General features: G+C 46.1%; 10 protein-coding genes. 4 read left to right on the top strand and 6 right to left on the bottom strand.

Annotated elements, in window-relative coordinates:
• Positions 1 to 233: 233 nt before the first annotated feature.
• On the bottom strand, positions 234 to 1,550 hold the full coding sequence (gene xylA / locus ACR8BL_RS21190; protein ID WP_434749391.1) for a xylose isomerase: 1,317 nt from the start codon (positions 1,548 to 1,550) through the stop codon (positions 234 to 236).
• 213 nt (positions 1,551 to 1,763) lie between these two features.
• Between xylA and ACR8BL_RS21185 the strand changes: the two genes are divergently transcribed.
• Together ACR8BL_RS21185 and ACR8BL_RS21180 are read left to right on the top strand one after the other, a co-directional pair.
• Positions 1,764 to 2,927 (top strand): ROK family protein, encoded by a 1,164-nt coding sequence (locus ACR8BL_RS21185; protein ID WP_434749390.1) that lies wholly within the window; start codon positions 1,764 to 1,766, stop codon positions 2,925 to 2,927.
• A 153-nt stretch (positions 2,928 to 3,080) separates the two neighbouring features.
• The gene (locus tag ACR8BL_RS21180; RefSeq protein WP_111268377.1) at positions 3,081 to 3,278 is read left to right on the top strand and encodes a hypothetical protein; all 198 of its coding nucleotides are present in this window, start codon (positions 3,081 to 3,083) and stop codon (positions 3,276 to 3,278) included.
• Positions 3,279 to 3,624: 346 nt separating this feature from the next.
• Here ACR8BL_RS21180 and ACR8BL_RS21175 read toward each other — a convergent pair whose 3' ends face one another.
• The gene (locus tag ACR8BL_RS21175) at positions 3,625 to 3,855 is read right to left on the bottom strand and encodes a glutaredoxin family protein (RefSeq protein WP_056693307.1); all 231 of its coding nucleotides are present in this window, start codon (positions 3,853 to 3,855) and stop codon (positions 3,625 to 3,627) included.
• Positions 3,856 to 3,982: 127 nt separating this feature from the next.
• Positions 3,983 to 4,924: a thioredoxin-disulfide reductase gene (gene trxB, locus ACR8BL_RS21170; RefSeq protein ID WP_434749389.1), complete on the bottom strand. Its 942-nt coding sequence runs from the start codon at positions 4,922 to 4,924 to the stop codon at positions 3,983 to 3,985.
• A gap of 257 nt (positions 4,925 to 5,181) precedes the next feature.
• Here trxB and ACR8BL_RS21165 point away from each other — a divergent pair, with 257 nt between their 5' ends.
• Positions 5,182 to 5,913, top strand: a complete 732-nt coding sequence (locus tag ACR8BL_RS21165; protein ID WP_434749388.1) for a ZIP family metal transporter — start codon at positions 5,182 to 5,184, stop codon at positions 5,911 to 5,913.
• Between the two features lie 174 nt (positions 5,914 to 6,087).
• Here ACR8BL_RS21165 and ACR8BL_RS21160 read toward each other — a convergent pair whose 3' ends face one another.
• Positions 6,088 to 6,897 (bottom strand): alpha/beta fold hydrolase, encoded by an 810-nt coding sequence (locus tag ACR8BL_RS21160; RefSeq protein WP_434749387.1) that lies wholly within the window; start codon positions 6,895 to 6,897, stop codon positions 6,088 to 6,090.
• A gap of 165 nt (positions 6,898 to 7,062) precedes the next feature.
• Complete coding sequence (locus tag ACR8BL_RS21155) at positions 7,063 to 9,129, bottom strand: heavy metal translocating P-type ATPase (protein WP_434749386.1); 2,067 nt, start codon at positions 9,127 to 9,129, stop codon at positions 7,063 to 7,065.
• A gap of 20 nt (positions 9,130 to 9,149) precedes the next feature.
• Between ACR8BL_RS21155 and ACR8BL_RS21150 the strand changes: the two genes are divergently transcribed.
• Entirely contained in the window at positions 9,150 to 9,389 is a 240-nt protein-coding gene (locus ACR8BL_RS21150) for a hypothetical protein (protein WP_434749385.1), read from the top strand.
• 548 nt (positions 9,390 to 9,937) lie between these two features.
• On the opposite strand, the gene ACR8BL_RS21145 is transcribed toward ACR8BL_RS21150, so the two are convergent.
• Positions 9,938 to 11,245, bottom strand: coding sequence for a homocysteine synthase (locus ACR8BL_RS21145; RefSeq protein WP_434749384.1), 1,308 nt, complete (start codon positions 11,243 to 11,245; stop codon positions 9,938 to 9,940).
• Positions 11,246 to 11,546 lie beyond the last annotated feature (301 nt).

The following is an 11,546-nucleotide window of genomic DNA, read 5'->3' as shown; positions in this document are numbered from 1 at the left end:
TTGATGCGCGCCAATGATTAGGCATAGGCAATTCGCTTTGGCATGAAACGATCCTTCCTCTATGACTTTTATCGAGACGTGTCTTGAAACCCACTGAAATGCATCTTTTACCCCCTTTTCGCCCCATACTGCGTCACTTTCCCTTGACGTGCCCCGGCACGCCTGCGGTAAACTTCCTGGTTTGGAACGAAAATTCGGCAAAATCTGCTTCCTTCAGCGTTTTCAGACCCACCCTAGTCAGCCAGGATGTATTGGTTGAGTTTTGCTCTCAGCAATTCCTGACGTCCAGATTGGTTTTTGCGTGGGTTTTCGTTGTTCAATGCATACTCAGCGAGGGAAGCAAGTGTTGCTTTACCTGCCAGGACATCTGCACCGATGCCTTCGTTGAAGCTGCTGTAACGTTGCTCAATAAACTCATCGAATACGCGATCTTCGATCAGCTTGGAAGCGACTTTCAGACCTTTCGCATACGTATCCATACCCGCGATATGAGCGAGGAACAGATCCTCAGGTTCGAAGGAGCCACGACGAACTTTAGCATCGAAGTTCACGCCGCCTTTACCCAAACCACCGTTTTTCAACACTTCATACATCGTCAACGTGGCGTCATACATATCAACCGGGAACTCGTCCGTATCCCAGCCAATCAACAAGTCGCCTTGGTTTGCATCCAGGGAACCGAGCATGCCATTGATACGTGCTACGCGGATTTCATGATCAAATGTATGACCTGCCAGTGTTGCATGGTTGGCTTCCAGGTTCAACTTGAACTGTTTGTCGAGATCATATTTTTGCAAGAATGCAATGCAAGTTGCTGCATCAAAGTCATATTGGTGTTTCGTTGGCTCTTTTGGTTTAGGCTCAATCAGGAACTGAGCATCAAAACCAATTTCCTTCGCATAATCAACAGCCATATGGAACATACGAGCAATGTTGTCTTGCTCCAATTGCATATCCGTGTTCAGCAATGTGTCATATCCTTCACGGCCGCCCCAGAATACATAGTTTTCTGCACCGAGACGTTTACCTACTTCCAGACCTTTTTTGATCTGAGCCGCAGCGTGAGCATATACATCAGCATTACATGTGGAAGCTGCACCAAACATGAAACGTGGGTTAGAGAACATGTTAGCTGTATTCCAAAGCAGCTTTTTGCCGCTTGCTTTCATATGCTCTTCCAATAAATCAACGATGGTATCGATGTTGCTGTAAAATTCACGCAGTGTTGTGCCTTCTGGAGCCACGTCTACATCGTGGAAACAGTAGTAAGGCAGGTTCATTTTTTCCATGAATTCAAAAGCTGCTTCCACACGAACTTTCGCTTTATCCAAACCGGAGTAGCTATCCCATGAACGTACTGCTGTTTCAGCGCCGAACGGATCACTACCACCTGCTGTTAATGTGTGCCAGTATGCCATACCAAAACGTAAGTGCTCTTCCATCGTTTTGCCAGCGACTACTTCTTGCGGATTATAATGTTTAAAAGCAAATGGATTCTTGGAATCTTTACCTTCGAATGCAATTTTATTAACGGATTCAAAATAGGCCATGTTGTAAAATGCCTCCTCAATAGTTTTGAATATAGTTTTAAAAGAAATCGTTTACACCGTTATCCTAACACATCGATTTTACTTTGTCTATCGGTTAAACAAAGTAAAAATAAAATTGTTTTTTCCCCGTTCGTTTACGTATAATAGTCGAATAGCTTCTTAGCGGATATACATGAAATCCTTGGTTACAAAGAATAGGAGTGCCTTAACCATATGAAAATTACCGGAGACCAGATGCTGGTCAAAAAAATAAATAAGTCGATCGTACTGGATACGATCCGCCGTCACGCCCCCCTTTCCCGCGCCAAATTGTCCGAAGTGACCGGTCTCAACAAAGCAACGGTTTCCAATCTGGTGGCGGATCTGATCAGCGATGAGTTGGTGCAGGAGATTGGGCCAGGAGAATCCAGCGGGGGACGCAAACCTCTCATGCTGCTTTTTCGAGGTACGGCTGGATATGCAGTTGGTCTAGAGCTGAGCGTAACCCGTTTGAAGGGTGTGCTTACCGACCTTGAAGGTCACATTGTTGCCGATTATGCAGTTGACCTGAAGCAGCGGGATGCAGCAACTGTATTTGAACAACTAAAACGGGCTGCAGATTATCTGATTGAGCAAGCTCCCTCCTCTCCACATGGAGTAATCGGTATTGGTATTGGCGTTCCAGGCATGGTGGATGAGGGTGGAACCGTGCTGTTTGCACCCAACTTGGAATGGGAAATGGTACCCTTGCGGGCCATGATGGAAGAAAGTTTCAAACTTCCTGTCACGATTGATAACGAGGCCAATGCAGGAGCGCGAGGCGAACTGAATTTTGGCGCAGGGGTTGGCGTACGTCATCTGATCTATATCAGTGCAGGCATCGGGATTGGTTCAGGCATTATGGTTGATGGTGAATTATATAAGGGAGCCTGGGGTTACGCTGGCGAGACTGGACATATGTCCATTGAAGCAGAGGGTCTGCCTTGCTCTTGTGGTAATCGGGGATGCTGGGAGTTATATGCCTCGGAAAAAGTATACGAGCACCCGGATCAGCAGCATCTTCCTGCACACACAACCAAGGAACTGATTGAACATGCTCAGGATGGACACGAAGCTGTGTTAACCTTATACAATACCATCGGACGCAAATTGGGCGTTGGTATTACCAACATCGTCAATAGCTTTAATCCCGAACGCATTATTATTGGCGGGCCACTTTCGGAGGCCAAACCATGGATCGAATCGACACTCAAACAGGTGGTAGAAGAACGCACATTGCCTTATCACCGTCGAAGCTTGCAAGTGGAATGGGCTGCGCTCGGCAGTCGTTCAACCCGAATCGGTGCTGCTTATTCGGCAATATCCCAGTTTTTAGGTAATGTACGCGTCTCTGTTTAATATTCAGCTAAAAATATATAAAATTGACAAGATTTCGCCCCATTTCCTCCCTTTTTGTTAAAGAAATCCAGAGGTATAATGAGACTATGTGATTTTTGTCATGGCAGCGCTCTCGTTGCTGTGTTATCCGATAATGAAACGGAGTGAAAACTCGTGACCTACGTGGATACATCAGATATCTCGGCGCCAGTATTTGTCACCGTACTCCTGTTCCTGATTGTGCTTGCGCCCCTGTTCAGCCTGGGCATACTTCGATTTTTTCAGAGCAAAAAGAAGGCTGGTATCATGTACATGCTGTCAGGCTTACTGGTGTATGTCGTATTTCAGACGTTTATGAGTATTTTTTTCTAGCAGAAACTTCTCTACGCCTGAATGCATTTCTGTACTCACAAGCAAATGATGTTTCTCCGACAAAAAAGGAGACGCTTATGCGCAATGTCTTTAAGTCTAGACGTTGCCTTACGCGTCTTCTTTTTGTTTTTCTCCAATTGTTCCAACATCGGAAAAATTAAAAAGACCGTACCTTAAACGGTACGGCCTCTTCCCAATCATACTTCTATATTCAAACGGCTCGCGCGAACCGGAATAGCTTAGTTCTTATATGCGCATACAGATTTTTGTACAGTTTTTGAATACAATCTCTATACAAATCTCATCTCGCTCCACTTAGCCAGCCTACATACTAGCAAAGCGTTAATTAAGCGTCCAATGCTTTGGCAAATTGTGTTTTGTTCATGCCCAGAATACGGTGTTCACCGATAACAGTCAGAGGCACGGCACGTACACCCATGTCCCATACTTGTTGTGCGAACTCATCGCTTGTTTCGATGTTGCGCTCTTCATAAGCAATACCTTTGTCAGCCAAGAAAGACTTGACGGATTTGCAGTTCGGGCAGTTCGTGGATGTGTATACAATTACGTTTTCCATGTTCGATTCACCTCATAATGATTATTTGATTTATACGGTTAATTATTTATAAGCTTAATAAAGCACTATTCAAACACCGGACTTTCACATTGTGATCCAATATCCAGCTTATTTAGAAGGTTACGAATTACAACGCTACTGCGCTGTGTTCCAGACTTTCAATGAATTTCTCGGTGTCCATCGCAGCCATACATCCGCTACCTGCAGCTGTAATTGCTTGTTTGTAACGTGTATCCTGAACGTCACCACATGCAAATACGCCTGGAATGTTTGTTTCAGAAGTACCTGGTGTAGTCAAAATGTAACCATGCTCGTCTGTAGTAATCTGACCACCAAGGAAACCTGTGTTTGGTGTATGACCAATCGCTACGAATACGCCGCTTGCCGGGATGATTTCTTCTTCACCTGTTGCGTTGTTGAGCACTTTCAAGCCAGTTACGCCGTTGTCGCCAGCAATCACTTCAAGTGGTGTGCGGTTTAGTGCCATTTCCACTTTTTCGTTGCTACGTGCACGATCTTGCATGATTTTGGAACCGCGCAGTTCTTCCCGACGGTGCACCAAGGTTACTTTGGAACCGAAACGGGACAGGAAGCTCGCTTCTTCCAGCGCGGAATCGCCGCCGCCAATAACGATGATTTCTTTGTTACGGAAGAAGAATCCGTCACATGTCGCACATGTGCTGACACCGCGACCTACGTTTGTTTCTTCTCCTGGAATACCCAGATATTTAGCAGATGCGCCTGTAGACAGGATCAAAGTTTCAGATACGAGTTCGCCCATACCTTCGACTTGGATCTTAAATGGACGCTCGCTCATGTCGATGTTGTTTACCCAACCCGTACGGAATTCTGCGCCAAAACGCTCTGCTTGCTTACGCATGTTATCCATCAACTCAGGACCCATGATGCCATCAGGGAAACCCGGGAAGTTCTCCACTTCCGTCGTTGTTGTCAACTGTCCGCCAGGTTGAGGTCCTTCAATAACAAGTGGGCTCAGGTTGGCGCGTGCCAAGTAGATTGCTGCTGTCAGCCCTGCAGGGCCTGTTCCGATAATAATTGATTTATACATGTATAGTTCCTCCCCCAGGTTCTGCAAAAAGGTCAGGTTCTCCGGCATCAAAAGGGCGAGCCTTTGCATACACTAAAACGAATAGCCCAAGTCATGTCCATAACAACTGCCTGCGAATATGACGATTCACCTATGCAGAAACGGAATTCTAATTTATAATCATTCTAATCTGTTGTTCATTATGATCTCTTTTAAGTACGGTGTCAATGCTCGGCAACGATTATGAAGAAGTCTTCATCAGGAGGGAATTTGGAAGCATGAATGACGCTCTACTAGGCAGTTTTATTTCGGCCATGTCTACCGGACTTGGAGCCGTACCGATTTTATTTATGCGTAAAATATCACATCGTCTGCGCGACATTCTGCTCGCTTACGCAGCGGGCATTATGACCTCGGCATCAGTGTACAATCTCATTCCCGAAGCGCTCGGGCAGTCCAATATGTTTGTGCTCGCTTTTGGCATTATGCTCGGAAGCCTGGTTCTACTTATACTGGAGATGCGAATACCGCACGTAGATCTGGAAAACCCAGAGAAAATGCCTTTCAAAATCGAAGGCAAAGCCTTCATGATTATTGCAGCCATCACCATGCATAACTTGCCGGAGGGATTGTCTGTCGGTGTAAGTTATGCAAGTACGGATGAGAATCTAGGAAATCTGATTGCCTTTTCTATAGGACTACAAAATGCACCCGAAGGTTTCTTGGTTGCTCTCTTTCTCGTCAATCAGAACATCGGCCGCTTCAAGGCTCTTGGCATTGCAACACTGACCGGAGCTGTAGAGATTATAACAGCCATGATCGGATATACACTGAGCAGTCTGGTTGCTGGCCTCGTGCCTTACGGTCTTGCATTTGCGGCAGGCGCGATGATGTTTATCGTCTACAAAGAGCTGATTCCCGAGAGTCACGGTGATGGCAATGCGCGAGCTGCTACGATCTCGTTCCTGTTTGGTCTGATTACGATGATTGGGCTGACTGAGTTGTTCTAAATGGGAACATAAGTTACTGAGTTGCTTGAACTTAAACGGAAAACCAAAAGAACCCGACAACAGCCGCAAGCTGAAGTCGGGTTCTTTATTTAGCCATAAATGAAGATTCCATGAAATTACTGAAATTGTTGAAATCATCTGTAAACCATCAATCCATTCTTTTCATCCAAACGATCAAGATCGAATAAATCGAATCAGTTCGGCATTGTATTTTTCCAACTCATCGTAAAAGGCACCGTGTCCACTCTCTTCAAACACAACCATTTCAGCCGAAGGGATCGCTTTCTGCATCTCTTCAGCGAATTCGAACGGGCAGATTTCATCTTTTTCACCGTGGAAAATGGCTGTTGGCACCTGGATCGTTTCCAGCTCCCCGCGTAAATCCTCATCCCGCAGCGCCATCGCACTGCTGATCGTACCATAAGACGAAGCTTCCATACCGAGTGCATGGAACCATTGCATGAATGGCTCGCTATGCTCCTTCGCAAAAAACATCCCGCCAAACGTGTCCAGCAGCTGCGGACGATCCACAAAGATCGGCTCAATAATCTGCTCATTTAGTTCATCCTGCGTCAGACCGTACGGGTAACCTTCACGCTGCGTAAATACAGGCGCCGCTGCTGACAGCAAGGCTAACTTTGATATGCCGTGTCCTTGATGACGCGCCATGTAATGTGCCGCGATGGCACCACCCATGGAGAATCCAGCAAGTACAGCTCCTGTCAGCTCCAGATCATCGATAACGGCACGCACATCGTCTGCCATGCGGTCATAATTATATCCGGTGGATGGCTTATCGGATAGACCATAACCTCTGAAATCCATCGCAATTGCCCGAATGCCGTGCTTTGGCAGCACATTCAACTGGTATTCAAACATTTTATAATTAACAGGCCAGCCGTGCAAAAACAGCACCGGGGTCCCTTCACCAATATCTTCAACATATACTTTTACATTTGGTTCTACTTGTACGTAACGGCCCATTGTTCACAGCTCCCTTTTCGTTGGTCATTAGTAATTAACGTTAGCAAGATACGTTGTATCGTCTCTTCGACTATTACCCTCTGACCACAGGTTCAAACGAAAGCTGCCAGACCAGCTAGGTTCGCCTGGATGGTCACATTACATACTTTTCAATGATAGATAACTTTATCTCAGCAGCCGAAGTCCATTCAGAATCACCAGAATGGTACTGCCTTCATGGCCCACCACACCAAGTGGCAAAGCCACATCTTGTAGGAAATTTCCTGCGATTAACGCCAAAATAACTGTAATGGCAAAACACATATTATACTTCACCGTGCGTTCTGCTCGCCGAGCCTGCCCAATCACCCAAGCAATCTCTTCGATGTTATCGTTCATAAGTACAGCATCCGCTACCTCAATTGCCGTTCCGCTTCCTGACAAGCCCATACCCATCCCCACTGTTGCAGCAGCAAGTGCCGGTGCATCATTGACCCCATCACCAACCATCAGCACATGACCATATTGCTCGCGGAGCGCTTGCACCTGTTTGACCTTATCTTCAGGCAGCAAATCTGCATAGACCAGACTAACCCCGGTTTCACTGGCAATGACCGAAGCCGAACGGGCACGATCACCTGTTAACATCGCTACTTTCACGCCCATACTCTCCAGTTTCTGCACAGCTACAGCCGCCTGTGGACGGATCATATCTCGCATCGCAATCAAACCCGCAAACTCACCATTGACGGTTACAACAGATATCGTTTTGCCTTCCTGCTCAAGACGGGTGCATACCTCTTCCCAGTCCACCGCGCTGTTTCCAGGTACTTCATCGGCTGCGGACTCCACAGCTATCCCATCCTTCAGTTCGCCAACTAGCGTTACAGCCAGTGTATCTGCGGCTCCTCTCTCCTCCTTCGTTGGCATCATTTGTGGCCATACCGTTCCATCCAGTCGTCCAATTTTCCATATTACACCGTTCACTGTTCCTTCAATGCCGTGTCCTGTAATGGACTGCACATGCTCTGCTTCTTGTAGAGATAAATTCTCCTTGCCAGCCTGCTCCACAATCGCCCGGGCAAGAGGATGTATTGAGAGATTTTCAACGGAGGCCACAGCAGATAATAACTGTTCCCTGCTTACGCTCGGTACAGTCAGGATATCCGTTACTATAGGTCTTCCCATCGTGAGTGTACCTGTTTTGTCAAAAGCAACCACCTTGGTGTGTGCGATATTCTCCATATGTGCCCCACCCTTGAACAAAATGCCACGGCGCGCACTGCTGGACATTGCAGACAGCATCACAGGCATAATCGAGGACACTAGCGCACAAGGTGATGCCACCACCAGAAAGACCATCGCTTTGTAAAAAGCTTCATTCCACGTCCACCCCAACAGTAACGGTGTTCCAACAATAACAAGGAGCGTGACCCCTACAACAATGCGTGCATAGATGCCTTCAAACCGTTCCATAAAACGCTGTGAATCCGGCACCTCGGCTTGCGCTTCCTCCACCAGTTTAATGATTTTTCCGAACAGAGAGCCCTCAGCCGACTTGGTGACCTCGACATATAAAGCACCCTCACCGTTCACTGTGCCTGCATAAACTTCGTCCCCTGCACTCTTATCGACTGGCATGGACTCTCCCGTAATCGACGATTGATTGATGAAAGAACTCCCCCGATAGACCAGACCATCTGCAGGAATCAGTTCGCCTGGTTTCACAAGCAGCAGATCTCCAAGCTTCAAATCCTCAATAGCCACCACATTCATTTGTCCATCCTCGATCCGCAGTGCGGTCTCCGGTTTAAGTGCCAGCAAAGAGGAAATATCTTTGTGACTTCGCTCCGTTGCGTAACTTTCCAACGCCCCACTAAGTGCGAAAATAAAGATTAACATCGCGCCTTCATTCCAGTAACCAATCGTCGCTGCCCCGAGTGATGCGGCAATCATAAGCAGATTAACGTCCAGATCACGATCCTTAACCAACGTTTCGATGCCTTCCTTGGCCTTCGACCAGCCACCAATCGCATAAGCGGCGATGTAGAGCATCACAGACAATGTTGCAAAATAAGGTGCAATGCCCCATGCAATCAGCATCATAACGCCACTGCCCAGCGCCGCCTGCATCTCCTTGTTCTGCAGCATCGCGCGGAAGTTCGGTTTCTTGCCTCGATTAGGGCCAGGTGTATGGGCAGATTGCTGCTTGGCTTGCTGTTTTCCTTGTAAAGGCTGATGTATCGCTTGCATATAAATCACGTTCCCTTCGTATGGTTTTGAGCGTAATAACACTACTTGTTGATTTTGTATTGAGAATGAGAGCCATTGTTAATGCCCTAAAAATGGCACATGCTGCTGCGGGAATCCCGCAGCAGCATGGTTTAGAGGCGATTTTGCATTCTCAGCGGATCAAAGATCCAATGAGAATGATAATCATTTTTGTACTTATGCAATTATTTTTACTCAATACAACTTTTGCTCAATTATATGCCTGTTCTGTTCATTTGTAAATGGGTATTTCAAGCTAACGATCCGTAGAGGCTCTATTTATTACATTTAGCCTATTTATCGCTCCCATATGCTAAAAAATGTCTAAATAGCCTCGCTGGTGATCGTTAGATTTTAAATCTGGGTAAAATGGGGAAAATAAGCTCGGTGGAGATCGTTAGCGCTTTTGCGGAAATCACATAGCGCAACAGAGCAAATCCAATAGTCATGCTCCCCTGCAACAGCATAAAATCAGAATCTCTCACATGAGTCGCTCTCTAATGCCACCCTCTTCTCAGATTCAATGAATTCTTCTTCATCTTCTCCTCCTTATACCTTCTCATTCCACTAGGGAAATTGAACAAAGACAAAGACATGCTAGTTTGCGTGGTAATAACCACAAAACTTCTCAAACCAAAAAACTGTCTACACAAAAAGACCAAAGCACGCTAACGCGACTTTGGCCTTCAATGTACATGGTTGTTTCTTTTCTTTTACAACACTTAAATTCTGTTACCACACTCAAATCCATTTTACATGTTTCGATACACTTACAATTACACCTTACTTTTTACGCACCTACACTTGCACCTTGGCTCGCTTTAATCGCTTGCTCCAGATCATAAATGATATCCTGAACATTCTCCGTACCGATGGACAAACGAATCAATTCCGGATTTACGCCAGCTGCTGTTTGCTCTTCCTCCGTCAACTGGGCATGTGTTGTGCTTGCCGGATGAATGATCAATGACTTGGAATCACCTACGTTGGCGAGGTGAGAGAACAATTTTACACTTTCGATCAATTTACGTCCTGCATCTACTCCGCCTTTAATTCCGAAGGTCAGGATTGCACCTTGTCCTCTTGGCAGATATTTCTGCGCCAGCTCATAGGATGGATGACTTGGCAGACCAGCATAGCTCACCCACAGGACATCCTCATGTTTCTCCAGAAACTCTGCAACTGCCAGTGCATTGCTGCTATGACGTTCCACGCGAAGATGCAATGTCTCCAAACCTTGTACCAACAGCCAAGAGTTAAATGGTGAAATGGACGCTCCCAAGTCACGCAGCAACTGCACACGTGCTTTAATAATATAAGCAATCGGGCCAACGGCTTCCGTATACACAACCCCATTATAACTTGGGTCCGGTTCAGTCAATCCCGGGAATTTACCGCTTGCTTTCCAGTCAAATTTACCACTGTCCACGATGACACCACCGATGGATGTACCATGTCCGCCAATGAACTTCGTCGCCGAGTGAACTACGATATCCGCTCCATGCTCAATTGGACGAAGCAAATACGGACTAGGGAATGTGTTATCTACGATCAGTGGAATCCCATGTTCATGGGCAATCGCTGCTACGGCTTCAATATCAAGTACGTTACCTTTCGGGTTACCAATCGTTTCAGCGTACAACGCTTTTGTTTTCTCCGTAATCGCAGCGCGGAAGTTCTCCGGATCACTGGAATCTACAAACTTCACACCAAGACCCAATTTCGGCAGTGTTGTGGAGAACAGGTTATACGTACCCCCATACAGGCTCGCCGAGGACACAATCTCATCACCAGCACCAGCAATGTTCAACAATGAGAACGTAATTGCTGCTTGACCCGAAGCCGTCGCCAATGCGCCTGCTCCACCTTCCAGAGCCGCAATCCGCTGTTCAAATACATCGGTTGTCGGATTCATCAGACGTGTATAGATATTGCCAAACTCTTTCAAACCAAACAGATTAGCGGCATGCTCCGTATCACGGAATCCATAAGATGTTGTCTGGTACAAAGGTACAGCTCTAGATTGAGTTGTTGGGTCAATCTCTTGACCTGCATGAATAGCTAATGTTTCAAATGAAAGCTCACGTTCGTTTGACATAATTCTGAATCCTCCCTTGATATATGCACTCTTTGTGCATCCTGTTCTCAATTCCTGATTTCTTGATGTCTTCTCATGGCAGCTTATGTTTTCCATATTCTCTCACAAGATGTCGGTTTTGAAAAGAGTTATTTCCGATTTTTCCGATAAGAAATGTTAATATGTAAAATACAATCTTGCTGTACTAAAAAAACCTTTGCCGTAGCAAAGGTTTTCAGTTCATTCGTCGTTAGAACTTCTACTAAGCTCTCATTGCATTTTTGTAGCTTCATCATTCAGCATAACATTTTTCATCCGCTAG

Source organism: Paenibacillus amylolyticus, assembly GCF_051136285.1.
Lineage (GTDB): Bacteria > Bacillota > Bacilli > Paenibacillales > Paenibacillaceae > Paenibacillus > Paenibacillus amylolyticus_F.
The sequence above is the reverse complement of the archived record's forward strand: the minus strand, read 5'-3'. Positions and strand labels throughout refer to the sequence as shown.

Bases quoted from the DNA above. Each gene is read 5' to 3' on its own strand.
- ACR8BL_RS21160 (WP_434749387.1), bottom strand. From the start codon at position 6,897: ATGGGCCGTTACGTACAAGTAGAACCAAATGTAAAAGTATATGTTGAA.
- ACR8BL_RS21165 (WP_434749388.1), top strand. From the start codon at position 5,182: ATGAATGACGCTCTACTAGGCAGTTTTATTTCGGCCATGTCTACCGGA.
- ACR8BL_RS21145 (WP_434749384.1), bottom strand. From the start codon at position 11,245: ATGTCAAACGAACGTGAGCTTTCATTTGAAACATTAGCTATTCATGCA.
- trxB (WP_434749389.1), bottom strand. From the start codon at position 4,924: ATGTATAAATCAATTATTATCGGAACAGGCCCTGCAGGGCTGACAGCA.
- ACR8BL_RS21185 (WP_434749390.1), top strand. From the start codon at position 1,764: ATGAAAATTACCGGAGACCAGATGCTGGTCAAAAAAATAAATAAGTCG.
- ACR8BL_RS21155 (WP_434749386.1), bottom strand. From the start codon at position 9,129: ATGCAAGCGATACATCAGCCTTTACAAGGAAAACAGCAAGCCAAGCAG.
- ACR8BL_RS21150 (WP_434749385.1), top strand. From the start codon at position 9,150: ATGGTTTTGAGCGTAATAACACTACTTGTTGATTTTGTATTGAGAATG.
- xylA (WP_434749391.1), bottom strand. From the start codon at position 1,550: ATGGCCTATTTTGAATCCGTTAATAAAATTGCATTCGAAGGTAAAGAT.
- ACR8BL_RS21175 (WP_056693307.1), bottom strand. From the start codon at position 3,855: ATGGAAAACGTAATTGTATACACATCCACGAACTGCCCGAACTGCAAA.